This window comes from Sorangiineae bacterium MSr11367, assembly GCA_037157805.1.
Taxonomy (GTDB): Bacteria; Myxococcota_A; Polyangia; order Polyangiales; family Polyangiaceae; genus Pendulispora; species Pendulispora rubella.
Genome location: CP089983.1, coordinates 7,640,342 through 7,664,780 on the forward strand (window position 1 = coordinate 7,640,342; position 24,439 = coordinate 7,664,780).

26 protein-coding genes are annotated in these 24,439 nt (G+C 62.7%); 12 read left to right on the forward strand and 14 right to left on the reverse strand.

The genetic code is table 11. The features are described from left to right. The first annotated feature begins 10 nt into the window (after nucleotides 1–10). A complete protein-coding gene (locus tag LVJ94_29560; protein WXB01055.1) occupies nucleotides 11–850 on the forward strand; it encodes a hypothetical protein in 840 nt (279 codons plus the stop codon). Between the two features lie 36 nt (nucleotides 851–886). On the opposite strand, the gene add is transcribed toward LVJ94_29560, so the two are convergent. After that, on the reverse strand, nucleotides 887–1,999 hold the full coding sequence (gene add, locus LVJ94_29565) for an adenosine deaminase (GenBank protein ID WXB01056.1): 1,113 nt from the start codon (nucleotides 1,997–1,999) through the stop codon (nucleotides 887–889). A 485-nt stretch (nucleotides 2,000–2,484) separates the two neighbouring features. On the opposite strand from add, the gene LVJ94_29570 reads away from it, so the two are divergent. Beyond that, nucleotides 2,485–3,075 carry a hypothetical protein gene (locus LVJ94_29570; GenBank protein WXB01057.1) on the forward strand — a complete coding sequence of 197 codons (591 nt, stop codon included), beginning with the start codon at nucleotides 2,485–2,487 and terminating at the stop codon, nucleotides 3,073–3,075. Nucleotides 3,076–3,087: 12 nt separating this feature from the next. Here LVJ94_29570 and LVJ94_29575 read toward each other — a convergent pair whose 3' ends face one another. The 3 genes from LVJ94_29575 to LVJ94_29585 form a co-directional block, all read right to left on the reverse strand. Beyond that, entirely contained in the window at nucleotides 3,088–3,471 is a 384-nt protein-coding gene (locus tag LVJ94_29575; GenBank protein ID WXB01058.1) for a hypothetical protein, read from the reverse strand. A gap of 287 nt (nucleotides 3,472–3,758) precedes the next feature. Next, entirely contained in the window at nucleotides 3,759–5,117 is a 1,359-nt protein-coding gene (locus LVJ94_29580; protein WXB01059.1) for an MATE family efflux transporter, read from the reverse strand. A gap of 93 nt (nucleotides 5,118–5,210) precedes the next feature. Further along, nucleotides 5,211–5,444, reverse strand: a complete 234-nt coding sequence (locus LVJ94_29585) for a hypothetical protein (GenBank protein WXB01060.1) — start codon at nucleotides 5,442–5,444, stop codon at nucleotides 5,211–5,213. 178 nt (nucleotides 5,445–5,622) lie between these two features. Between LVJ94_29585 and LVJ94_29590 the strand changes: the two genes are divergently transcribed. From LVJ94_29590 to LVJ94_29600, 3 genes are all read left to right on the forward strand, one after another. Then, a complete protein-coding gene (locus LVJ94_29590; protein ID WXB01061.1) occupies nucleotides 5,623–5,856 on the forward strand; it encodes a hypothetical protein in 234 nt (77 codons plus the stop codon). 101 nt (nucleotides 5,857–5,957) lie between these two features. Continuing rightward, entirely contained in the window at nucleotides 5,958–6,437 is a 480-nt protein-coding gene (locus LVJ94_29595) for a hypothetical protein (protein WXB01062.1), read from the forward strand. 67 nt (nucleotides 6,438–6,504) lie between these two features. Continuing rightward, a complete protein-coding gene (locus LVJ94_29600; protein ID WXB01063.1) occupies nucleotides 6,505–6,822 on the forward strand; it encodes a hypothetical protein in 318 nt (105 codons plus the stop codon). Here the strand turns inward: LVJ94_29600 and LVJ94_29605 are convergent. The 3 genes from LVJ94_29605 to LVJ94_29615 are packed head-to-tail and all read right to left on the reverse strand — an operon-like array spanning nucleotide 6,794 to nucleotide 10,280. Continuing rightward, entirely contained in the window at nucleotides 6,794–8,965 is a 2,172-nt protein-coding gene (locus LVJ94_29605; GenBank protein WXB01064.1) for a SpoIIE family protein phosphatase, read from the reverse strand. The genes LVJ94_29600 and LVJ94_29605 overlap by 29 nt on opposite strands. Continuing rightward, complete coding sequence (locus LVJ94_29610) at nucleotides 8,962–9,390, reverse strand: hypothetical protein (GenBank protein ID WXB01065.1); 429 nt, start codon at nucleotides 9,388–9,390, stop codon at nucleotides 8,962–8,964. Before LVJ94_29610 ends, LVJ94_29605 begins: the two co-directional genes overlap by 4 nt. Continuing rightward, a complete protein-coding gene (locus LVJ94_29615) occupies nucleotides 9,387–10,280 on the reverse strand; it encodes a GNAT family N-acetyltransferase (protein ID WXB01066.1) in 894 nt (297 codons plus the stop codon). The genes LVJ94_29610 and LVJ94_29615 overlap by 4 nt, the downstream gene beginning before the upstream one ends. 101 nt (nucleotides 10,281–10,381) lie before the next feature. On the opposite strand from LVJ94_29615, the gene LVJ94_29620 reads away from it, so the two are divergent. Both LVJ94_29620 and LVJ94_29625 read left to right on the forward strand, forming a co-directional pair. Continuing rightward, entirely contained in the window at nucleotides 10,382–12,292 is a 1,911-nt protein-coding gene (locus LVJ94_29620; protein WXB01067.1) for a hypothetical protein, read from the forward strand. A gap of 202 nt (nucleotides 12,293–12,494) precedes the next feature. Further along, the gene (locus LVJ94_29625; GenBank protein WXB01068.1) at nucleotides 12,495–13,490 is read left to right on the forward strand and encodes a hypothetical protein; all 996 of its coding nucleotides are present in this window, start codon (nucleotides 12,495–12,497) and stop codon (nucleotides 13,488–13,490) included. A gap of 21 nt (nucleotides 13,491–13,511) precedes the next feature. Here LVJ94_29625 and LVJ94_29630 read toward each other — a convergent pair whose 3' ends face one another. Further along, nucleotides 13,512–14,996: a BMP family ABC transporter substrate-binding protein gene (locus tag LVJ94_29630; GenBank protein ID WXB01069.1), complete on the reverse strand. Its 1,485-nt coding sequence runs from the start codon at nucleotides 14,994–14,996 to the stop codon at nucleotides 13,512–13,514. Nucleotides 14,997–15,140: 144 nt separating this feature from the next. On the opposite strand from LVJ94_29630, the gene LVJ94_29635 reads away from it, so the two are divergent. Further along, nucleotides 15,141–16,412 (forward strand): BMP family ABC transporter substrate-binding protein, encoded by a 1,272-nt coding sequence (locus LVJ94_29635; protein WXB01070.1) that lies wholly within the window; start codon nucleotides 15,141–15,143, stop codon nucleotides 16,410–16,412. Between the two features lie 11 nt (nucleotides 16,413–16,423). Further along, a complete protein-coding gene (locus LVJ94_29640) occupies nucleotides 16,424–17,419 on the forward strand; it encodes an aromatic ring-hydroxylating dioxygenase subunit alpha (GenBank protein ID WXB01071.1) in 996 nt (331 codons plus the stop codon). 1 nt (nucleotide 17,420) lies between these two features. Here LVJ94_29640 and LVJ94_29645 read toward each other — a convergent pair whose 3' ends face one another. From LVJ94_29645 to LVJ94_29660, 4 genes are all read right to left on the reverse strand, one after another. After that, the gene (locus LVJ94_29645; GenBank protein WXB01072.1) at nucleotides 17,421–18,173 is read right to left on the reverse strand and encodes a MerR family transcriptional regulator; all 753 of its coding nucleotides are present in this window, start codon (nucleotides 18,171–18,173) and stop codon (nucleotides 17,421–17,423) included. Between the two features lie 70 nt (nucleotides 18,174–18,243). Then, nucleotides 18,244–18,906, reverse strand: a complete 663-nt coding sequence (locus LVJ94_29650) for an HAD family hydrolase (GenBank protein WXB01073.1) — start codon at nucleotides 18,904–18,906, stop codon at nucleotides 18,244–18,246. Nucleotides 18,907–18,915: 9 nt separating this feature from the next. Then, nucleotides 18,916–19,371: a DUF2127 domain-containing protein gene (locus LVJ94_29655; protein ID WXB01074.1), complete on the reverse strand. Its 456-nt coding sequence runs from the start codon at nucleotides 19,369–19,371 to the stop codon at nucleotides 18,916–18,918. Further along, complete coding sequence (locus LVJ94_29660; GenBank protein ID WXB01075.1) at nucleotides 19,368–20,105, reverse strand: class I SAM-dependent methyltransferase; 738 nt, start codon at nucleotides 20,103–20,105, stop codon at nucleotides 19,368–19,370. Before LVJ94_29660 ends, LVJ94_29655 begins: the two co-directional genes overlap by 4 nt. A 26-nt stretch (nucleotides 20,106–20,131) precedes the next feature. On the opposite strand from LVJ94_29660, the gene LVJ94_29665 reads away from it, so the two are divergent. After that, nucleotides 20,132–20,671 carry a hypothetical protein gene (locus LVJ94_29665; protein ID WXB01076.1) on the forward strand — a complete coding sequence of 180 codons (540 nt, stop codon included), beginning with the start codon at nucleotides 20,132–20,134 and terminating at the stop codon, nucleotides 20,669–20,671. Here the strand turns inward: LVJ94_29665 and LVJ94_29670 are convergent. Then, nucleotides 20,660–21,586 carry a LysR family transcriptional regulator gene (locus tag LVJ94_29670; GenBank protein WXB01077.1) on the reverse strand — a complete coding sequence of 309 codons (927 nt, stop codon included), beginning with the start codon at nucleotides 21,584–21,586 and terminating at the stop codon, nucleotides 20,660–20,662. The genes LVJ94_29665 and LVJ94_29670 overlap by 12 nt on opposite strands. Nucleotides 21,587–21,687: 101 nt before the next feature. Here LVJ94_29670 and LVJ94_29675 point away from each other — a divergent pair, with 101 nt between their 5' ends. Together LVJ94_29675 and LVJ94_29680 are read left to right on the forward strand one after the other, a co-directional pair. After that, complete coding sequence (locus LVJ94_29675; protein WXB01078.1) at nucleotides 21,688–22,500, forward strand: SDR family oxidoreductase; 813 nt, start codon at nucleotides 21,688–21,690, stop codon at nucleotides 22,498–22,500. 97 nt (nucleotides 22,501–22,597) lie between these two features. Next, nucleotides 22,598–23,725, forward strand: coding sequence for a zinc-ribbon domain-containing protein (locus tag LVJ94_29680; GenBank protein WXB01079.1), 1,128 nt, complete (start codon nucleotides 22,598–22,600; stop codon nucleotides 23,723–23,725). Here the strand turns inward: LVJ94_29680 and msrA are convergent. Further along, complete coding sequence (gene msrA, locus LVJ94_29685) at nucleotides 23,719–24,399, reverse strand: peptide-methionine (S)-S-oxide reductase MsrA (GenBank protein ID WXB01080.1); 681 nt, start codon at nucleotides 24,397–24,399, stop codon at nucleotides 23,719–23,721. The two genes, LVJ94_29680 and msrA, sit on opposite strands and share 7 nt — an antisense overlap. Nucleotides 24,400–24,439: the final 40 nt, after the last annotated feature.

Below are 24,439 nucleotides of genomic sequence, written 5' to 3' on the forward strand. Positions count from 1 at the left end.
AGGGCCAAGCATGAACACACCGCATGACGACCTCTCACGCGCTCGTTTCTGGGGCAACGCCCTTCACTTTTACGAGCAACCGGTGGATGAATCGGCCGACGCTGACGAAGAGGTCTTCGACGAAGACTCGATGGATCTCGCGTTGCAACTTTCCGTCACTCCAGGTCGCATCGGCGGCCGAACGGGCGGAACGGTCGGCGGTTGGGGCATCTTCTTGGGGGCGCACGATCCGCCTCGGGTCGCTGCCCGGGTTCGCGAGCGCACGCCCATCTCGCTCGACCCGTACATCGTCGAAATCGTCCAGCTCCCGCCCGGAAAGGACAACTATTTTGACCCCGCTTGCTGGGTCCTCGCACGCAAGGCCATCTATGCGGGCGACCCAACGATGCGCATCGATGCGCTGCTCGATGACGAGCGCGTCTCCGTCTTCGCGCGCATCCGTTCTCAGTCGTACGAGGACGACGCCCTTCGCGAGCTGATGGACGATCCCGAGCTGTGCATCGACGTGCTCGGCCCGGCCGCCTACCGGCTCGATGTCGGGACGTCTGGGAACGTCGGCTTCGCACTCGACCCGCGGGAGGCACAGCCCCGTATCTTCGGTTGGCTGGAAGCGCGGTCGTCGGGCGAGCCCTACACGTTGCGTCTGGTCGAATGGACGGGCGAAGGAGTTCTCACCGCCGAGGCGGCAGCCCACGCACCAACACTCGCGCAGGCCACCCTCATTCCACCTCCGGAAAAAGAAAACGAAAAAGGCGTACTTCTCGAAACGACGTTCGAGGGACGTCGCTATGCCTTCCGCGCCTCCTTTGGTGCATTCTCACAGCGAGCGGCGGCATACATCCGCTTGTAGCGGCCCGCGTTGTAACGTTTCATTACCACTGTTTTGCTACGAAAGCGCGGCGTCCACCTTCTTCATCGTTGGGTACGCCGAGAGCAGTTCCGCGACGTCGTCGGGGAACGCCGCGAGTTCGTCACTCACTTTGCGCAAATATTGCTGCTTCACGTGGAATGGCAGAAACGCGCTCTTGAAACCGGAAACGATAATCTGTTTCAAATCGGCGAAGGTAAGCCCGAGCTGCGTGTGACATAGCCAGAGCTCTTTGGAGACCGTGGTATCGGTCACCAGCCGGTTGTCCGTGTTCACGGTCACACGCAGTCCCAGGTCCTTGTAGAGCTTGAGCGGGTGGCTCGCGAGATCGCGGACGGCGTTGGTCTGCAGGTTCGACGACGGGCAGCACTCGAGCGGAATGCGGTGGTCGTTCACATAGTGAAGCATGTCTCCGTTTTCACGGAGCCGGCACCCATGCCCAATGCGATGGGCACCGCACACGTGAATGGCCTGGGCAATGGATTCGGGCCCATAGGCTTCGCCCGCGTGAATGGTCACGTTGATGTTGTTGTCCCGCACGAGCTGAAATGCGGCCTTGTGGTGCTTCGCAGGATGGTCATACTCCGCGCCCGCCAGGTCGAACCCGACGACGCCGCGGCCTTTGTAAGCCACCGCGAGCTGCGCCATCTCGAGCGAGCTCTCGGGTGAAACGTTGCGGATGCCGCAAAGGATGACATTGGACTCGATGCCGAACGAATCCTGCGCGGCACGCAGTCCTTCGAGGACCGCCTCGACGATGTTGGTGAGCTTCAATCCGCGCCGCGTATGGAGCATGGGCGAATAGCGCACTTCCATATAGCGAACGTTCTCGTGCGCCGCATCCTCGGCCAGCTCGTAGGCAATACGCCGCAACCCCTCCGCCGTTTGCATGACCCGCAAGGTGACGTCGAATGCTTTGAGGTACTCGACCAGCGACCCCACGTTCTCCCCAAGGTGCATGGCTTTGCGCAGTCCTTCGAGATCATGCGCAGGCAAATCCACCTTGTACCGCTCCCCCAGCTCCAAAATGGTCGACAGCCGCGCCGACCCATCGAGGTGCACGTGCAAATCGGTTTTGGGAAGCTTCTCGATGATCTCGAGAGGTACCGTCTCTCGTCGTTCCGTTGGCATGACGGATGGTATCACGGGAGAACCGCTGGCGTTTTGTAACGGCGAAAGAACCCGGCGATCCTGGCGCCTCTCTTTCGGCGTCCTGGCGGTTCTCTCCTCCGAAATCAGCTCACCAGCTGGTCTCCGCTCAACTCTTCCAGGAGCACTTTTCGAATCGGATCCGTACACGTTCGAGATACCCATTCGGGTCCCAACTTCGCGAGGTCACCGCAGGGCTCGTCAAGCTTGACGTATACGGTGTAGAGCGAGCGAATGCTCGGAGCGAGCTGGATGCAAAACCAATCTGAAGACATCGGCGCATTGGCTAGCTCCATGGTCGCATGGACGCACCTGTGAATTAATACTGCCCAATGGGGGGAGAAGCCGCACAACACCTTCCGGATGCGGACGACTTCTCTAGGGTAGGAATCGTTCACGCCATGGCTTCCCCGTCTCGAGATCGACCGCTTGATTTCTACGATGACCTCCGCCGTCGCTTACGCGGCGTGCTGAGAAAACCCGCCGCGGCGGACGCCATTGCGCGCGAATTGGCGCTCCTTGCCTACGCGCTCTTCTTCTGGCGCATGGCACCGGATGCCCCGGCTTCCGGGCGCCACGCCTTTTCTCATCGTCGTGGCTACGGACTCGTTCTTGGCACGCTCATCGCGCTCGCCTTGATCGAAATGAGCATCGTCCATCTGCTCCTCCGCAACACGAGCGCCACGTGGGCCAAGGTCCTTCTCGTTCTCAGCGCCTACGGGATCGTTTGGGTCCTCGGCGATTTCCAGGCCTTGCGCCTGCGCCCCATCGTCGTCGGCGACGGAACGTTGTGCGTGCGCGTCGGGCTCCGACGAGAGGCGCGCATTCCGTTGGAGAACGTCGAGCGAATCGAACCGTTGCCCGCCGCGGGAGAACCCGACCGTCGCACGGGGTACGTGCGGTGCACGGCGTTCGGTCCCCCTGAGTTGCTCCTGCGGCTTCGCAGCCCCGTGAATCTCGAACAGATGCTCGGCAGCACGCGCCCGCGCGAGGTGTGGTGCATCGGCCTCGCCGTCGATGACTCGGGGGCATTTTCCCGAATCGTCACGGGCCCGTGATGGACGGAGCTCTCAAAATTTCGTCGGCTTCGTGCTCGCCGTCGGCTCTTGGTGCTTGCGCACGACGACGTAGTCGATGCTCGTCCCGTGTTGCCCCAGTCCCCCTTCGGCGACGGCGGTCATCATGACGGCTACGCCTTCGCCGCCCATGCGGCATGCCCGCGGTCGGACCTGCTCGCGGTATTTGGGATCGAGCGGATCCTGAACGCCTTCCTGCCCGAGCACGACATGACCGAGAATCTCGTACTTGCCTCCTGCCGCGACGTCTTGAACCTTCAATTGGAGGAACTCGAGCTCGCAATTGGCCTCCCGCGGCGGTGCCGCCATCATCCGGACCTCGGAAACGCTGGGACCACATGCCAAAAGAGCGAGAGTGAACAGGGAGAGCACGCGCATGGGAAATGTCCGTTCCTTCTACGGCGAGCGATGCGCCGATTTCGAGGGTGCAGCCTTCTACGCCACATCGGACCTCTCCCTTCCCTACTCAGCCAAGAATACGAAAGACCCAGATCCCCGCTGAATTGGATCTCACACCCGCAGAAGAAGGTGACCGCCAAGACGCCAACGCCGCCAGGATCGCCAACGGCAACGGCCACAAACCAAAATGAGGGTTTATTGGTGGTTCACCTGGCGATCCCGGCGCTCTTTTTTGGCGTCCTGGCGGCTACCTTCTTCTGTGGGGCTCACACGCGCGCGATTACGCCGCGGGAGATGTAGAAGAATCGTGAGAACAGCGCGATCGAAATGGCGACGAGGCCGCCGGTGAGGCCCCACCAGATGCCGCGGGCCTGGCCTCCCAACACGAACCCGAAGAGAAGCGCGGAGGGTAGGCCGAAGAACCAGTGGGCGAGCACGTTGGCGATGAAAGGGAAACGCACGTCGCCGGCTCCGCGCAATGCGCCGGTGGCGACGGCTTGGACGCCGTCGAAGAGTTGGAACAGGGCGGCGATGTGGAGGAGTTGCACGCCCAAGGTGATGACCTCCGGATCGTTCGTGAAGAGGCCCACCAGGACCTCGGGGATCGTCCAGAATGCGAGGGCGGGCACCATCATGATGCCCGCGCCCAGCGCAATCCCGATCAGCCCCGCTCGGCGTGCGGGACGGCCGGCACCGACGGCAAGCCCCACGCGTACCGCCGTCGCGCCGCTGATGCCGAGCGCGCCCATGTACGTGAAGGTCGCGAGCCCCAATGCAATCTGGTGCGCGGCCACCACCCGCGCGCCGAAGCGCCCGGTCAGCAGCGATGCCGTCGTAAAGAGCCCCACCTCGGCCAGCATCTGCAACCCGATGGGAATGCCCAGTCGCCAAGCCGCGCGCACCGTCACGGAAGGATCCGCAACGGCGGAATCGGGCCGCAGCTTGCGCGCAAACCGCGCCGCCACGGCGAAGAGCACGCATTCGGCGAGGCTGAAGGCCAAACCGCCACCGAATGCATCGAGACGCGGCAAGCCGATGGGCGGCAAGTGCACGGCGCGGAGCGCATCGTCTCCGCGGACCAGCAGATTGCACACGATGACGTTCGTCACGTTGGCGATGCACGCCGCCGCGAAGGCCGGTGCCGTCACACCGTTGGCTTGCAAGAACGTCTTCGTCGTCAAAAATGCGACGGTGAGGGCCATCCCTGGCGCCGTACCGAGGATGAAAAGACGTGCGCGGTCGACCACGGCCGACTCGAGACCGAGCGGCGGCAACACCAGCGTGACCGCCAGGGCCAAAAGCAGCGACGGCAGCCACACGAAGAGCCCCGCGCGCAGATTGACGACGTAGGCGCGCCACGCACGATCGGTTTCGCCGGCGCCAAGAGCCTGCGAAGCCACGGGCTCGAGCCCCATGGCGATACCCATGCCGATGCACATCGACGCAAAGCCAATCGAGCGCCCGATGGACGCGCCCGCGAGGCTGTCGACGGAAACGTGGCCGAGCACGGACGTGTCCATCAGCGAGATGCCGATGAGAAGCACCTGCGCAACGGCAATGGGTGCTGCCAGCACGAGAAGCTCGCGTAGCTCCGTGCGAATGGATGGTTCGATGGACGGCGTCACGACAGACACCATCTATCATGGATTGGAAGCCACGTTCTCGTCCGCGCGCACCGGCGTGAGCACCGATGCGCGCGGACGACGGCGTTGCATCGCTTACTTGCCGCGCACGGAAGGCCGCGACGCTTTGCGCCACACGGTCTGGTTCGAGAATCGGTTGGGAACCGACCGCGAACCCACGTGGGTCTGCCGCGTCGAGAACGTCGGGCGGCGTGGCTCGCTCGGACGCTCGTCGCTCGATAGGACGTTTTCGGTCGACTCGGGCGCCTGCGCGAGAAGGACAGCGGATATCGTATCAGCGGAAATCAAATTATCGCTTCGTCGGGGCATGGACAAACTCCTCCTGTTGTTCGTCCGACCACGGAGTGCGCAGCTCGAACGAGCTCGCGCACGGCCGTGCGTCGGGTGCGAACGGGTGAAGGAGCGATGAAGAAACGGCGCGCGAAAGCGCGGTCTCGCCAGCCTCACGCGGTTTGCGTGAAGGCCGGGCATCGCGAAGTCGTTCGCGATGGATCGATGGATCACGGGACGTGCGCTTCGCGCCACCCTTTCCTCACCGCTCGAATTTGCGGGAGATCCAGGCGAACGGCTCCTAAACCTGGAGCGGCTCTACAACCTGGAGGGGCACGAAAGATGCGGAAGCAACAGCACCACCGTCACCAGCGCCATCCTCCAAGAAGAGATGGCCGAGACGTTGGATGACCGTTTGCTTGCCGCAGTTAGCGCAACCGAGCCGAAATGATCATAGTGAGGTGACTCTACGGCCTGGGATGCGGACGCGCAAGCCGTTTTCGCTAATCTCGTTAGCTTGGATAGAAAGAGAGACGTGCTAGTTCTTGAGTGGTGAGGGCGGTCGCGCTCGAGATCCCGCATCTGTGGAAGTTCGTGAGCCATGCCCGCGCCGAAGTGGAGCGCGCGCTCACGACCTTCACACCGTCCGTGCGCGCGGCCACCGTCATGACAGCGTCCGAATTGATCGAGAACGCCATGAAGTACGGCGAGGAGGTACCAGGCCTCCTCACGATCCACCTGCGCCTGCAGGCGGATACGGACCGCATCACCATCGAGGTCGCGAACGGCGCGCTCACCCGCGAGCGCGTGCACCAACTCGAGGAGCGCCTCGACGAAATCGCAGCCAGCACGAACCGCGAAGAGCTCTACATGAACCGCATCCGCACCCTACTGGAGAACCCCGCCGAAAAAGGCGGGCTTGGCCTTTACCGGATCGGCTTCGAGGGTGGCTTCGACTTGACCTGCACGTTCACCGATTCAATCGTTACGGTGACCGCCGTGAGGGGGGTGCATGAGCACGGAAACGTTTGAATTCGATCGATTGATCATACGCGTCACCCGAGGCCGCCACGCATCCGCCACCATCGCATGGGAAGGAGTGAGCGACGCACGCAACCCCAGCACCTTCCTCGAACCGCTGCTGCAAAAGATCTTCACCGGGCTGCGCGTGACCAGCGTCACCGTGGATTTGCGCGGGCTTCAATACATCAACTCGGCAACGGTGGGTCCCCTCCTCAACTTGATCAAGAGGTTCGACACACAGCACATCGCCACCACCGTGCTCTACGACACGGACCTGGACTGGCAACGGGTCAACTGCCAGTGCATGCGAACGATCGCTCGGACCTTGACCCACGTCGAAGTCAAAAGCCAAAACGACGACACGCCTACGCCTTCGCGACGTCCTCCGTCTTAGTCCCTGAGTCGCTCTTGGGCGCTGTCTTGCACATCGCCCGTACCACGAGAAGCGAAACGTCGTCCTTGAACTCGTGGTCTTTGGTCTGCTCCAGAACGCTCTCCAGGATTTCCTGGCTGCTCTGACGCCCCGTCTCCACGGCATGCCGGAAGACCTCGACCAGGCCTTCGATGCCCAAAAAGCGACCGAGTCGCTTCGCCTCGGGTAGGCCGTCCGTGTAGAGGAGCACGATGTCGCCTTCGTCGACGAGGAACGTGCGGTCCTCCACCATCTGCGAAATGTCATCCATGATGCCGAGCCACATGCCGTCCGTTTCGAGGCATTCGATCTTCCGCGTAGCCGCGCGGTAGATGATGACGTCTTGATGGCGCCCCGCGTACGTGAAGGTGTTGCCCTCGATGCGGAAGGCGGTAAGCGTCATGTATTGGTTCTTGTCGATCCGCTGCAGATTCCCAAATATGGACGTATTGACCATATTGAGCACGTGCGACGGTGACAATGGCGATGGATCCTCGGGATCTTTCGGCGCATTGAGTACCGCAGTCCGCACGGCGGTCTGCACCATCATCATGATGAGGCCCGCGGTCACGCCGTGGCCCGATACGTCTCCGATCAAGAGCCAATCGGTGCCCTCGGCCTCGAACGCGTCGTAATAGTCTCCCCCGACTTCCTCCGCGGGGAGCATTTTCCCTGCAGCGTCGAGCCCCTTCAAGTGCAGCGTCTGCGGCACCAGCGAAACCTGGATGGTGCGGGCAATCTCCAGCTCGCGCTCGAGAGCCTCCTTCGCCGCGAGCTGACGGCGTGAATCCTCCAATTCCACCAGCGTATTCTTGAGCGATTGCTCGCGGGTGGACACCGCGCCGGCCATCGCATTGAACTGCGAGGAAAGCTGGCCCAGCTCGTCCTCCCGGCGCGCCGAATGCAGAAGCACGTTCAAATCGCCCAAGGCCACGCGGCTGGTCGCGGCCATCATGTCCATGAGCGGGGCGGCCACCTGCTTGCGCAGCACGAAATACATGACGATGATTTCCACCAGCAGCGAGGCCACGCTCAAAAAGAGGTACACGCGGGCCGTGTCGAACGCCTGCTTGCTCAACGTCGACTTCGGGAAAATCGTCACGAAGTACCAATCGGGCTCGTCCAGCTTGGCGAAAAAGACGTATTCCGAATCGACGGAGTTGTCCGCCACCGCCGTGTTGGGCGCACTGCCCATCACGCTGTTCATCACCAAGCCGAACACCCGTTTCAGGTGCTCGTCCCCCGACTCGGCAATCAGGTAATTGCCATTCTTGGCCTGAATCTCGGCGACCTTGTCCGGGTGCACCACCAGGCGCCCGTCACCGCGAAAAATCAGATTGTACGTACCGGGCGCGTGATCGTTGATCGAGCGCTTGAACAATTCGCTCAGAAGAACGTCCGTCTCGGCCGAGGCCACCAGGCGGTCACCCAAGTACACGGGCGTGGCGCAGGTCACCATCCACTCTTTGATGATCTCGTCGAAGTAGAGGCCCGTCCACGCCGGGTCGCGCGACGGATCGTGCACGGCGTCGGTGATGTAGTGGAACTCCAAGCTCGGGATGTCGTAATCCGGCGGAAATCCCTGCTCCATGTGCGGGAAATCGGGCGTGTAGAGGATGATGGCGTTCTCGGGAAAGCTGACGTACGTGTTGAAGAATCGATTGTGCCACGCCGGCCCGTACTGGAGCACCAGGTCGCGCGAAACCATCATTTTGCGCTTCAAGTCGTCGGTGACCGGCGTCTTGCGACCGACGTAGAGGCTAATGACGTTGCCCTCCCGGGGTTGGTCGCGGCTGCGCAGGCAACCGTCGTCACGCCGTTCGGTCGTCGCCTCGAACTCTTTGCTGAAGTCTCGACCGGCCGCCTCTTTGAACCCTTTGGCCAACGCATCGCGCAGAACGGCTTGATTATCCTCCGCCAGGCTGAAAATGGCGCGTTCGCGGTGACCGCGCTCGACGACGTACTTCGTCAATTGGGCCAAGGTGGCGGCGCGAAGGCTGGAGACCAGGTGGTAGTAACCGATGACGGTGGCAATCAGAATGACCAGGCTGACCCGCAGGGCCATCTGGAGAAGCGTCTGCCCCGTAAGCGAGCGCCGGAGGCTGGTCGGCCACCAACCCCTCATCGAGGATCGGCCTTCTCGCTGTCGCCGCGAACCTCCACGTGGGAAAGGGTTCGCGCGATGGTACGCATGCAACGAAAGTTGATGCGCTGCCAGCTGACGCTCTGATCGTAGAGCACGCGGGTCTGCGCACCGATGGCGTCGAGGCGCTTCACGAACTGGAGGATCGGGACGACCGTCGCCGAGTTCATGTACTCGAAATGCCGAAAATCCACGGTGATCGTGCGCACTTTGCTCGCGCGAAGGCGCTCGGCGAGCAAGTTCAGAAATGGCACGAGCACCAGATCCGGATCCCTCGCCTCGCTCACCCCGCGCCAGATGACGCTCACCTGGGTTTGCGCATCGACGACTTCGATGCGCAGCCCGTCATGGTTGAAGCTGTCCACCCCACCGCCCATGCCTTCGTCCTTTGCCCCCCGCGGCGTCACCCAAGCTCCATCGATGCGATCCCGAACACATGTTCGTGACTCGACGTTGGTCGAGTGTACATCCGCGCGGTGCGAAACACCTCGTGCATTCCGAAATGTAAGGCGAGGTTTCGAGGCACAGGCGTGGTGTCCGGAACGTCGAGGAAAACGGGCCCGGAGGGCGCCGCGGCGAGCAAACCGCGAAGGAGATCCTCCGCGACCACTGCGTCATCGGCCAAGAGAGGTCCGATCTTGAACCCCACGACGCAGGGCCGCACCAGGCCAAAGCCACGTAGTTTTCCATCTTGGATGGATGCAAAGCCGTACGAATCGCGAAGATGCAACCAACGTTGCAGGAAATGGGGGCGCGGCGCCGGGGCACGCGCCGTGTCGTAGGCAACGAGATCGGCCTCTGGAATCGTCGACAATGGAACGATATGGCGCGCGCGGTCCGCCTCGAGCCGCGGTGCCCTGCGTTGAAAGTCGGACGCCGGGAGCGGCGTACCTCCGGACACTCGTTCGTAGCGCACGTGGTGATGCGAAAAGCGAAAGCCCGAACGCTCGTAATTTTGCTGTTGCGCGAGAACGCCGTCGAGGCCGACGGTGCGCGTGCCGAGGTATTTCATGCCCTCCTGCCATGTGCGCAAACCGTAGCCATGCCCCCGGTAGGCCGCCTTGACGATGTACAGACCGAGGAAGCCGTAGGATGAATCGTAGGCAACGCAGGAGATCATGGCGACCGGTTGGCCATCGACCTCGCCCAGGAAGAAGCCCTGTGGGTCCGTCGCGTAGAAGCAATTTGCGTCATGGAGCCCAGGGTTCCACCCCTCCCCGGCTGCCCACTCGCGAATGAGGTCCGTCTCATCCGCGCGCATTCTTCGAATTTGGAACGTTTCATTTTTCAAATCCATCGGCCCCTCCTCGAATTTGGCTAGACCGGGCAATGACACCGGTTACCATGTCCTCATTCCTCGATTCTCGACCCGTACTTTATGCAAAATTTCTGGGAGGCATGATGAATACCTTTGCCCGTCGTGTACTTGGTACATCGTTGGTGGTCGCCTTGGCGCTCACGGCCTGTCGAGATTCGGACGACGATGTGGCGGAGGCTGAGCCCGAGTTGTCCGGCACGCCGGCCAACACCATCGTGACATCCAAATTGCTGCCGCACCTCGATTTCTTGTTCAATAAGCTCGCCGTCGAGAAGAAGGACTTTGCGCTCGATGGGACCAAGGCTTTCAATGGCCGCGACGAGTTCTTGCCCGGCAAGATTGCCATCGGCTTTTCGTACCTGCTCATCGGCACGCCCGAGTCGGATCCCAAGTTTGCCGACTACCTGGGCAAGTACCGAGAAATCGCCGATCTGACGATCGACGATACGAACAAAACGTGGGGCATTTTTTACTACATGTCCGCGTTGAACAAGCTGAAGAATGCGGGGTTGCTCGAACGAGCGGTCAGCGCGGAAACGCTGGCCAAGCTGCGGACGAAGCTCGACTGGCGCACCTTCGTCAACCCGGTTGATTACACGCTGATCAACCTGCCCACGAACTATTACGGCGTGGCATTCAGCATTGCGCGACTGCGCGAGCTGCTTGGCTGGGAAGACGGCACGGGCCAGCAAAACTTGATGGCCAAGATGATTAAGCATTACGAGACGTATTCGGAATACGGATTCTCGGACGAGACGGATGGCCAGGGACGCTTCGATCGCTACAGCGTGCTGCTCATCGGCGAGATCTGTCAGCGGCTGATCGAAACGGGGCTCGAGGTGACGCCCCAGTTGAAAGGCTGGTTGCGCAAATCGGTCGATCTGATTCTTCTCCGCTTGAACGTCGCCGGCAACGGCTTCGACTACGGGCGAAGCCTGGGACCCTACGCCGACACGGCGTTCGTGGAGGTGCTCTCCGCCGCGGCGCACTTGAACGTGCTCACGGCCAAGGAGAAGGAGATCGCTTACGCCTTCGCCACCCGCGCAACCGCCAAGTTCGTGCAGTTTTGGTACGACGCGGACATGAAGTCGGTGAACCTCTGGGAGAAGGGACGCCGCACGGATACCTACCGGGGCAAGCACCGCATCCTCGGGGAGAACCTGAGTCTTTCGCACCAGCTGCTCTACACGACGAATCTGTGGAACGCCGATGGGTACAAAGACAAGACGCCCATGGACACGGATGACTTCACCGATTACCTCCGCGGGCTGCCGCGCACGGCGCTCACCTGGTTCGCGCGCGGCGATTACGATCGCGCCCTGGTGACGTACCGCGATGGGCTTCGCGTCTTCAGCCTGCCCTTGGTGAACGGCGGCAATACGTACCACCGGCACAATCAGTATTTCGCCGTGCCGTATTCGTACAACCTGCTCTCCGGCGTGGCCGACGCCGACTATCCGCACCTTCAGCCGAAGTTCACGCTCGCGGGAGGCAAGCAGCTCATTCCTGCGGCGTACATCAAGAACGTCACCACCGAGGAACACGGAAAGACGTTGACCGTGCGCTTCCGGCAAACGGAGTTGGACGACGTGGCCACGGGATCTCCGGCGCCGAACGCGAGCATCACCGCGGAGACGACGTACGTGTTCGAGCCGGGCAAGATCACCCGCACGGCGACGTACACGCCTTCCGGTGCGGCCGTGCCGCTCGACAAGATTTCCATGGAGTTCGGTTCGTTCTCCGATGGTGCGACGGCCAATGGGCTTCGGTTCGCGTACCAGAGCGGCGACGTGACGGCCTTCGAGGTGCAGGGCTTGGAGACGTGCGCGGTCAAGTCGGTGGCGACGGACACCGGGTATCAAACGCCGACGGGCGGGTTGAAGAGCAACGTGGCGTGCGAAAGCGGCGCGGCGGTGCTGGACAAGCCGCTGACCATCCGCTGGGCGCTCGAGTACAAGAGCCCGAGCGTGGCGTCTTTCGTCCCGAGGTAGCGCGAACGTCCTTGGTACGCCGGCTGCTCTATGTGCCCGGCGTACCATGAAATCTCTTCGTTTCCTTGTTGGCTCCCCCCCTCCTGTTTGCAACCGTTCACAGGTTGCCCCGCCGCACGGGGGGCTTGTGTGGTGGCGCCGCAACAGGTCTTTCTTAGCTCTCTTTCTCGCGGTTTGGACGACGGGATGCACCAGCGAATCGGTGGTGCGAGGCGATTGGTCCTCGCAGGCGCTGCGCGCGGTGGAGACGAACTACGGCACCATTCGGATGACCGCCAATGACGGCGCGCCCGTGCATGTACGGCCCGGCGACACGCTCACCATCACGACCGTCGAGGGAAACGTCACCGCGGAGGCCAAGCGATTCTGCCGCAACGAAAGCGGCATCTTCCTCAGGGACGAGGACCAAGACTGCAGCCAAGCGGCGCGGGTCGCCGCGTGGGACGACATCGAGTCGGTCAAGGTGGAGCAGTTCGATGGCGGCAGCACGGCCACGGTCGTCACCGTGGGGGCTGCGGCCGTGGCCCTCATCATGGTGGCGTTGGCCGCCACCAACGGCAAGTCCGGTGGCAAGAGCAAGAGCTCGAGCTCGGCGGCGCCGGCTTATTACCATTATCACCACCACCATCCCGCATACTTCGCGTTCGGCTTTGGCAGCGCGACGAGCACGTCGAACGCGTCCGAGGAGTCTTCCCGCGAGGATCAAGGCCCGCCGAGAACCGTACCGGCCTCGCTGCCTTCGACGGGGCAAGACTCCGTTCCCCTCTTTTCGGGTCGCGCCGAGCGGCGTGCCATCGTTCGTCCGACGCTGCGGCTCGATGGTGGAGCGTGCGCGTTCAGCGACTACTGCCTCACGGGCTCGGCGCGGGTCGGAGCGACGTTCCTCGACTTTCTCGATATCTCCGGCGGCGTGCGCTGGGAGCAGGGAAAGACGGACACCGTGCTCGGTACGGTGGGCGCGGGCCTCAACGGCACGTTTCCACGCCTGCCCGCGCTCTCGATGTACATCGGCACGCAATTCGGCTTCGGCGATGGCTTCCGCATCATTCCCAGCGCCGGCCTGCGCGTGAAGCCGGGCGGGAACGTCTCCATCGGCATCCTGCCGGCGAGCTTCACCTATTTCGCGCCCGACCGCAGTTCACCGGAGCGAAGCCGCGTGGCCTACACGCCTTCCCTGGAGCTTGGCTACGAGTTTTGAGGGCCCCCCCTCGACGGGCACTTACAAATTTTTCTTGCACACGATGCCCACGCCGGGTGGCACCCCCGGCGGGCCCTCCAGATCGTTGACGAACTTGGCATCGCGGACGCGATCTTCGTCGGGGACCCGTCCGTCGACGTCGGGCGACTTGGGGTCGGTCACATCGAACTTCTCGATGACGCCCTTCGGGAACCAACACATCGTGTTGTACTCGGCCTCGAGCATCTTTTCATCGGCGCCAAAAGCTTGCACGGGATCCGGCAGGCCGTCCAAATCGCGGTCGCGCTGACCCGTAGTCTCGTACGGGCCGGCGAATGCGTACTCCCATCCGCGACCGGAGATTTCGGTCACGTACGAGCGCACGGCGTTGCTGTCGATTCCGCTGGCCGGGTTCAATTCGAACCCGGGAACACTCTGCACGGCGTCGATGGTCATGACCTCGTTGCGATTCCGGTCAGCCTTCCAAATTCCCCGATGAATGTCATCGAACATCTGGATGTACAGCGGAGTCCAATTCCAGTGCGGGCTCCCCAGGCAGGACTGCATGGGCTGCTTCGTCGTAAGGTCGACACAGCCGGCCTTGTTGTCGTTGCTGATGGAGTAAATGTCGTGAATCTTCTGAGCCTTCGTCAGCCGCTCGATGGCGCGGACCGGCCGTTGGCTGTCCGTCGAGTGTGCGATGACTTCCGCACCTCCGTCGATGAGACGATAGGTGAGAAGATCCTCGCGATAGAGCTTCACTTCCTCGTTGTTCGAAAGCGGGCCTCGGTAGGCGTAGCTTTCGGGGGTCTTGTAGTCGACCCAGAATCCGAGCCACTGAACCTCGAGCTTGATGTCTTTGTTGATGCTGCGCGCCCCGAGGTAGAAGGCCGAGATGTAGCGCACGACCTCCGGTGTGATGAACGACGCCACGAATCCGAGACGTTTCTTGGCCTTGGAACCCGCGACCCGCCCGGCGACCCACCACGATTGCTCGATGTGGCCATCGTAAGAGATGGCATTGTGACCGTTGAAGTTGTCGCCTGAGCAATTGAGGAACTTGACGTCCTTGTATTGCTCCGCCTTCTTCATCATCTCTTCGCGCTGGCTGAACGAGTTGAGGACGACGACGTCGACCTTCTCCTTCACCACCGCTTCGTCGATGGCTTTGTCGACATCGCCGGTGAAAGGTAGGACGTTCTCACGCTTGTACCAACTGAGATAGGGAAGTTGCTTTGCAGCCTCCTCCATCCCTTCTTGGTGCGTCGTGTTCCATCCCTCCCCTGCGGTGACGGGACCGATCCACAAGCCGGCAACCTTGAGTGGCGTCTGGCATTTGTTGCCAAAACACTTGGTCGGTGAGGGGCATTCGCCGTCGACCGAACACGAGGCCACGCAGATGCCATTGTCGCAGACGCCGGCGTGGCATTGATCGTTGGAGGTGCAGACCGTACCGAGGCCGCTGCCTTTGATGTCGCTCTCGGTGACGAACGTGCAGCCCAAAGCCGCCAATGTGGCGAGTCCCACGACCCAAGGGTGGCGTTTGATGAACAAAGAGACCTCCAACGACGGTTGCCGTCGCAAGTAAATCGATGTCGTGGAGGACTAGCGCAAAATCGTGTTGCGCGAAACCCCATTTGCGATTTACAGCTCGGACCCGACAGGCTGGATATGAAATCAAACCCGAAGAAGATCATCACTGCTTTACGGTCGGTATGTGCATTCGTCACCATCGCGTCATCGCTCGGCGCGTGCAAAGGCTCGACGGAAAAGCAAGAGAAGTCTTCGATCTCGGATCCGGCGAATCCCGCCAATTCTGCCGGTTCGGCAGCCTCCGCGACGTCGCTGACCGTGGGGATGATCCTCGTGGGCCCGAAGAACGACCATGGATGGAACGAGTCGCACTTCGAAGGCATCAAGAAGGCGATTGCCAAGTTCCCCGACGTGAAGTTCGACTATATCGACAAAGTCAATCCTTCCGATCGCCCAAATTCGAAAAGTGCGCAGGTTGCCGATGATCTGATTGCACGCGGAAGTCGGTTGGTGGTCTTCAGCTCGGACGATTTCAAGGATGACGCCCTGGAGACTGCCCGCAAGCACCCCAACGTGTCCATCATCCATGTTTCCGGCGATCATGCGTGGAAAGAAGGCCGGAATTACAAGAATCAGAAGAATCTGGGAAACATCGACGGCGCGGCCGAACCTGCAAAGATGATCGCGGGGTGCTCTGCGGCACTCGCCACGGAGTCCGGAAAGATCGGATATCTCGGGGCGCTGGCCAATGACGAGACGCGGCGCCTCGTGTCGTCGGCGTACTTGGGCGCCAAACACTGTTGGGAGAAATACCGAAAGAAGCCGGCCAAGGATCTGACCTTCAAGGTCACCTGGATCGGATTCTGGTTCAACATTCCAGGTGTGACTCTGGATCCCACCAAGGTGGTCGACGACTACTTCAGTGGCGGTTTCGATGTGGTGATGAGCGGACTCGATACGCCGGAAGCGGCCGTACAATCCAAGAAAGCGGCCGAGGCCGGCAAACGTGTGCGATTCACGCACCACGATTTCAAAGCGGGGTGCGATCTCTCGCCCGATACCTGTCTTGGCGTCAGCTACTACAATTGGATGCCCGCCTACCGCGACGTCGTCCGAAGTGTGCGCGAGGGCAAGTTCACCGGCGAGTTCGCTTGGCCCGGGCCCGATTACCGCGACATCAATGGAGAAGAATCGTCCATCGGGTTCGATTTCGGCCGCGCACTGGGCGACAAGAAGGCCACGCTCGAAGAGTTCATTCGCACGCTGGGCGACAAGAGTGTCGTCCTTCACTCCGGGCCGCTGAAGTTTCAGGACGGAAGCGAGTTCCTGAAGGCGGGCGAAGTGGCCACCCCGCAGAAGATTTGGTACATGCCTCAATTGTTGGAGGGGATCACCGGCAAGAGCCAATAAACTTCCCCTTCATGGCACACGTCCCCTCGGATCCGGTTCTCTTCGACGATTGGCATGTCGTCGCACGCAGCGAGCAATTGGAGGCCGACAAGCCACTGGGTGTGAGCCTGCTCGGGGACGACGTGGTCCTCTGGCGGGGGAAGGACGGCGTCGCCGCGTTTCGCGATGTGTGCATCCATCGCGGCGCCCGTCTGTCGCTGGGCAAGGTGCGCGATTGCACGCTGGTGTGCCCGTACCACGGTTGGCACTACGATCAGCAAGGGCAGTGCACGCACATTCCGGCGCAGCCCAACATGGTGCCACCGAAGAAGGCCAAGGCCAGCACGTACCAGGTGAAGGAGAAGTACGGCTGGATCTGGCTTTCCCTGGGGAACCCCGCGCGGGACGTGCCCGTCTTCTCGGAATGGGAAGATGATTCGTTTCGCAAAGTGCACGTGGGGCCCTACTCGTTTCCAGCGAGCGGGCCCCGCATCATCGAGAATTTCCTCGATGTGGCGCACTTCCCCTTCGTGCACGAAGGGTTTCTGGGGGATCCGACCTACCCGGAAATCGACGAATACGAGGCCGAGATCGCCCCCGATGACGCGTCGGGTGAGTACGGAGTGATCGCGCGCGATATCTCCGTCTTTCAGCCCGATCCGGATGGAACGGGAGAAGGCCGGCGCATCGCCTACACGTACAAGGTACTAAGGCCGCTCACGGCGACGTTCGTCAAGTCGTCCGCGGGCGCACGCTTCGCCATGTATTTCACGGTCACACCGCGGACCGAGCGCACTTCGTCCGTGTGGGCGTACATTGCCATGGACTACAGCACGCTCACCGACGACGAGATTCGCTCGTTTCAGGATATGATTACGCTTCAGGACGTCCCGGTGGTTTCGTCGCAGCGGCCCGAGCTCATTGCGCTCGATTTGGCCGAGGAACTGCACCTTCGGTCCGATCGTATCTCGATTGCTTACCGCAAGTGGCTACGTCGATTGGGACTGCGTTACGGCGTTCTCGCCTGATTCACGGCCCCTTCTTCGCCGCATTCACCTTGGCCATGTAGTCGCCCGCCTCGCGCACGGCGTCCACCTCGACGCCATTCATCCGCGGCTTGTCGTGGGATTCGGTGAACCACATTTTGCGAACGGCGGCCGCGATCCCCGGGTTGCCGCCGGTAAACGCCTGCACCATCCCTGCCCACCGCGCGCCGAGCTCCTGGGCCCGTGGCGAGGCGGGATCGGTGCCTTTGGCGGCTTCGTCGCGCACCTCCTCGATGAGTAGACGCCAATCCTCCTGGGCCTTCTTGAGTCCCTCCTCGCCCAAGGCCTCGCGGCGCTGGCGCAGTTCTTCGAGTTGTTCGGGCGTGAAATACGACTCGACGTTCATCATGGCCTCCATGGTTTCGAAAATGCTCTCGGTGGATAAGGTCTCGTCGGCGTCGATGTGCCGAACGAGGGTTTCGAGCCGGTGCAATAGAATGCGGCGCGAGACCATCTCCTCGCGCAGTCGCTCGAGGCGAAGGGTGAGGGCCTTGCGAAGCGAGAAATCTCGGTCGTGGAGGGTCTGGGCAATGTCCTCGAGCGAAAAGCCGAGCTGGCGCAAGGCTTTGATCTGCAAGAGGCGCTCGACGCTGGCGTCGTCGTAAATGCGATGCCCCGACGACGTGTAGGCCGGGCGGAGCAGCCCGATCTCGTCGTAATGGTGCAGCGCACGCACGGAGACGCCCCCGCGCGCGGCCAGCTCCCCCACTTTGAGTTGCAACGGTTTGGTCCTCACACGAAGACCGTACGACCTCACGCAACGTGAGGATCAAGGGGCGGGAGGCAAAAAAGTCGACCGACTCGTTTCAGGGCAAGACGCCGAGCTCGTCCAGGGAGGCGTCGAGGTCGGCGGCGTCGCGGTAAACGCGGTACGCGCCGGAGCGGGATAGTTCGTCTTCGCCGTAGCCGCCGGTGAGCAGGCCCACGCTCAGCATGCGGGCGCGGCGCGCCGCGAGGAGGTCCCACACGGCGTCGCCCACGACGTAACAGTCCTCGACGGCGACGGACAGACGCGATTGGCAGGCGAGGAACAAGTCGGGCTCGGGCTTGGCGCGGGCCACGTCGCCGCGTTCGATGACCACGGTGCTGCTCGGGATTTCCAGCGCCACCAAGGACTGATTGATTTCAGGACGCCGGCCCGAGGTGGCAATTCCGTGGGGAATGCCGAGCTCACGCAGGCGTTGCAACAGCGCCACCGCGCCGGGAAGAGGCCGCCTCTCGGGAAGCAGCTGGCGGAAGATGGCCCCATGGCGATCTTGAAGGGCCTTCGCCTCCTCCGGCGAGATGTTGGACCCGATCTCGCGGGCCAGTGCGCGCGTGAAGAGGCCCCCGCTCATGCCGATGCGGCGGTGGATGCGCCAGCCATCGATCGGCATTCCGGCTTCTGCCAGAGCCTGCTGCCAGGCGAATACGTGGGCGTACACGGTGTCGACCAAAGTGCCATCGAGATCGAAGATGAGAGCGCGCATGCGTTCGGCTTAGCGCGCACGCGCGTGCTTCACCAGGTATGCGACAATGGTCACGTTGAGAACGAGGATGACCGCCCGCACCGCGCTCGCATGACGAAACAGCGCGACGACCTCCGGCGGGAGCAACATCGACGTGGAGATCACCACCAGCCACGGTCCCCACCACGCACCGCGCGCGAGTGCGGCCCCCTCGAGCAAGGTGAACGAGCCATCGACCCCGAGAGCAAACGCCGCGACGTAGAGATACCCGCCCTGCAGTCCACGCACGAGGGCGTCCCCTGCCCGGTGTGCCCACGGGTGCGTCAGATGATGCAGGGCGCCCGACACGGCGTCGGCCAAGGCCGTACCGAAGTGCCCCACGGCGAGAACGAGCACGATCGCAGCGAGCACGAGTGCGCCGCCACCGCGCACGAACTTGTACCAAATGATGAAGCGTAGTGCGTCCGGCCGGTCACGCGCCGTCACTTCCGAGCCGTGTAGATCACGTACGGTGGGTGCGAGCGCTCGACCGCCATCCGATCCGCCCCTGGTCCGTCGTAGCCAACGGGCAACGTCGGTGTATGCGCACGGATCGCGCCGAAGCCCGCGTCCTCGAGGAAACCGACGTGCACGTCCTTGGGCCAGTAGTAATCGACGACGACCATGGGCTCGGCCCCGGGCACGGCAAGACGGACCTCCACCGGATCGCCCGCGCCGTAGGTGCGGCCCTTCTCGCCCATTTGCACGATGGAGAACGGAATGCCAATGGACGCCGGATCGAGCTCGAGCATCGCGTACGTCCCACCCGGGCGCAGCGCGCGGTACACCTCGCCGACGATGCGGCGAATGCGCTCGGCCTCGGAGATGCACACGAAGATGAAACAGCTCAGCGCGCCGTCGACGGAATTCGACGCGACGTCGAGCCGTTGGTCTTCGCCAATCTGCTGGTAGGTAATCTTCGGATGGGGACGTTTGTTGCGCGCGATGCCCAGCATGCCCGCGGATGGATCGGCCGCCGTCACCGACACGCCGTCGTAAGCGCGCACGATGCGCTCGGCGACCTTGCCGGTGCCACAGCCGTAATCGAGCACGGTGCGGCAATTCGGCGAGCCCAGGCCGAGCGCCTCGAACATCAAGGGATAGGCCAGCGCCCGCTCGCGAATGGGCTCGTAGTCTTCGTAGCTTTGCGCAACGTCGGGCAAATTCCAATCGGTGGGCATGGCCATCTCTATAGTACGCTCCGACCATGGGGAGTGCGCGTTATGTTCCTTCGTTGCTGTTGGCCCTGAGCGGATGTGGTGGCGCCAAACCGCCGCCCGCCATCCCCGGAGACGCGGCGCCCATTCCTTACACGGCCGAGCAAATTCGCGATGCCTGCCCGCCGGGCAGCACGCGCATCTTTCGCATCGAGGAGGTCGGTCAACCGGTATTGCGCAACATCATTCGATTCGTGGCCGCCACACCGGAAGAAGCGGAAATCGAAATTGCGGTGACCGACGAATCCGGCCTCGAGGCGGAACCCACGAAACGCGAGCGCGTGCCCTGGGAAAAGCTGCGGCAGCACGCGGCGTTTCCCCGCGCGCGGACGACCATCACCGACGAGACGGTGGCCACACCGGCGGGTACCTTCGCCGTGAAGATGTACGTCGTTCAGGGTGATGGCGACCAAGTGAAGCGATTTGCCTTCGCGAAATCGCTGCCAGGGCCGCCGGTGATGTACGCCACCGACAAAGGCGGTATCCGCGTCATGACGAGCACGCTCGTTTCCACGGAGTCACGCCGTTAGCTCCGCGTGCACGGCGCGCAGGCGCGCGGTCATGACCACGCCTTTTCGCCAGCAGAGATACACGGGATTGTGCGCCTCGCGCTTGCGGCGCCCCGGTTGCACGTGTTTGCAAACGCGTACCAAGTGGCCCGCCGCGACGTCGCGCGCGGTGAAATAGTCGGGCAGCACGGCGATGCCCAACCCCTGGAGCACGAGCTGCCGCATATCCTCCAGGCTGGTCACGCTGCAAAGGACACTGGGCGGCATGGGCTCTCGCCGGCCAAACGCAGCACGCCACCAGGGCGCGAGCATGGCCATGTCGTCGTCGAACACGATCATGGGCCGCTGCCGAAACTCCGCCGCACTCTCCGGCATGCCGTGTTTGCGCACGTACGCCGGCGATGCCACGGGCGCGAACTCTTCCACGTGGATGACCCGCGACTCGAACGAGGCCTCCGTCGGATCCTGCACGATGATGGCAAAATCGAGCTCCCCGGCGAGCAGTTGCTTGGTGAGCACCGAGGGAACGCCATACCGCACGTCGAGGCGCAAGGTGGGGTGCGCCTTCAAGAGCTTCACCAGCCGGGGACGCAGCCACATGGCGCTGAACGGCCCCGGCCCGCCGATGCGAACGCGCCCGCGCACGGACTCGCCGTCCTCGACGAACGCGGCGACGGCGTCGTCGAGAAGCGCGAGCTGATGCCGCACGACGGCCACCAGCTCCGCGCCGCTGGCGGTGAGCCGCGCATTGCGTCCGACCCGCTCGAACAAGGGCACGCCGAGCTGCGTCTCCAGGGATTTGATCTGTTGGCTGATGGCCGGAGTGCTGATCCCTCGCTGCTTCGCCGCCTCTCCGAAGGTGCGTGCCGTGGCCGCCGCGAGCAACGTGCGCAACAGTTCGAGATGAACGGCTTTGGGATCGAAGGAAGACGGCATCGTTTTGCCCTGCTTAACAGATCGTTAACTGCGTTTACGTGGTTCTAACATGCCGGGCGACCTAACTTCGGCGTCGAAAAGCGAAAGAAGGAAGATTCGACATGGACTTGCACATCGAAGGAAAAACGGCACTCATCACGGGATCGACGCTGGGCATCGGCAAGGCGCTGGCGGCGCGTCTGTTTCGAGAGGGCGCCAAGGTCGTCGTGACGGGCCGCTCGCAGGCGAGCGTAGAGCGCACGGTGGCCGAGCTTCGCGCGATCGATCCGAAACGGGAGGCGCATGACGTGCGCGGGATCGCCGCCGACTTGGGCTCGGCGGAGGGCGCCCAAGCTGCACTTCGCATCCTGGAAGACGGGCCGAAGATCGATATCCTGGTAAACAACGTTGGCTATTTCGAATTCAAACCTTTTCCCGAAGTGACCGATGCCGATTGGATCTCCATGTGGGAGCTCAATGTCATGAGCGGTATTCGGCTGGCACGGGCCATTCTCCCGGGCATGCTCGAGCGCAATTCGGGACGGGTCATTTTCGTCTCCAGCGAAGTGGCGCTCAAGCCATATCCGGAGATGATTCACTATTCGGTGACCAAGACGGCGCAAGTGTCGCTCGCCCGCGGCCTGGCCGAGCTGACCAAGGGCACGCAGGTCACCGTGAACAGCGTCATCGTGGGACCGACGCAAACCGAAGGTGTGGATGCCTTCCTCGAGAAGATCGGTGCCGGCGTAGGCAAGAGCCTCGAGGAGGTGAAAAACACGTTCTTCGGCGCCGAGATGAACGGCGCATCGTTGCTGCAACGCTTCGCCACCGCCGAGGAAATTGCGGATGTCATCGCGTTCCTCGCGTCACCGCTTTCGGCGGCCATCAACGGCGCGGCTCAGCGCGCCGATGGCGGGTTGGTTCGCACCATCTAGAGCAACGATTCTTCACGGTACCGACGTTGCTCGGTGTCGTTGCGACGCGCCCATTGGGCGGTATCCATTGCCCTCGGGCTCGTGCTATTGAGGCATTGTGAGTACGAGGGTCGTCGCGGACTTTCCACGGCTCGTCGCCGAGTGGCACAAAACGCGGAACCACCACTTGACCCCGGCGCAGGTCGGCGCCGGGTCGGACAAGTACATCTGGTGGAGGTGCCCGAACGGGCGCGATCACGTTTGGCAGGCCACGCCATGGAAGCGCGCGTATGGCGAACAGGGTTGCCCATACTGCGCGGGCAAGAAGGTGTCGGCCACCAACTCGCTGGCGAAGCAGTTTCCCAAAGTGGCCAAGCAGTGGCACCCCACGAAGAACTTGCCGCTGACGCCGAACGAGGTGGTGGGTACGTCCTGCCGGCGCGTGTGGTGGAAGTGCCCGAACGGGCCGGATCACGAATGGCAAACCAAGGTGGAAGATCGCACGCGCCGTGAGAATGGCTGCCCCTATTGCCGCGGCCGGCGGGTGTCGGTGACCAATTGCTTCGCCATCGTGGCCCCGAAGATTGCGCGCGAGTGGCACCCCACGAAAAACGGGAAGATCACCCCCGACCGCGTGTCCGCGCAATCGTGGTCCAAGCGCTGGTGGAAATGCCCCAAGGGCCGCGACCACGTGTGGCAAGCGCCCATCGGGCACCGGGTGAGCCACCAAACGGGCTGCCCGATGTGCTCGCGGAGGTTTCTCTCGGAGAGCACCACGTTGAAGGCCGACGCGCCGCAATTTGCGCGCTATTGGCACCCCACGAAAAACGGGAAACTCCGGCCGAGCGACGTCTCGTCGGTGAGCCGCCACAAGGTGTGGTGGAAGTGCCCCAAAGGGCCCGACCACGAGTGGCTCTGCGCCGTCGCCAGCCGCGTGCGCGCCAAGAACGGGTGCCCCTTCTGCGGCGGGCGCAAGCTATCGGTGACCAATTCGCTTCACGCGAAGTATCCCCGCGTCGCCTCCGAATGGCACCCCACGAAGAATCGCCCCGTGACGCCGAAGGATATACTTCCTGGCACAGGGCGCCGCTTCTGGTGGCGCTGCGTCCTCGGCCACGAGTGGCGCGCCTTCGTGACGAACCGGACGACGCATGGATCGGGATGCCCGACATGTGCCCCACGGGGACGGCGACCTGCGCTGACGGCGATTCGGCGCGAGGTGGTGCGGTTTCCTTCGGATTATTGAGTATTGCCGAGCACACTCGGCAGCGGGCACGATTCGCGGCCGGTTTTCTCGTCGTATTGCTGGTGGTAGTTCTCCGCGATCCAGAAGCGCCCAATCGGCGAAATCTGCGTCACGATGGGCTTCTTCACCTTGGTCTGGGCCTCGGCGGCCGCGGCCCGCGCGGCGGATTCTTGCTCCGCCGAGAACGTGAAGATCGCGCTGCGGTACTGGTCGCCGATGTCCGGGCCCTGGCGATTTTTCGTCGTGGGATCGTGCGAGCGGAAGAACACGCCGAGCAACTGCGCGTACGTCACCTTGGCAGGATCGAACTCCACGAGAACCGTTTCGGCGTGACCCGAGGTGTGAGAGCTCACGTCTTCGTACGTCGGCGACGTCGTCTTGCCGCCGGTGTAGCCGACGGCGGTGGCCACGACACCGGGAACGTGGCGGAACGTATTCTCCGAACCCCAGAAGCAACCTTCGGCGAAGGCCGCGAGGGCGTGGCCATTTTCGACCACAAGAGGCGTCCCCTGCCCGGCCTGCCCAGGCTTGGTACCCACCGACGTCTTCACGACGGTACCGCGCGCCGTCTGCGCCGAGCTGGTCTCCGCCGCCGCGGCCTCGTTGGAAGTTCCGTGGCAACCGCACGCCACCACCGTCATGACACCGAGGATGCCCTTAATCGTCTTGATCATGCGAAACATGATTCATCTACGCCGCGGGCGCCCTCCTGGT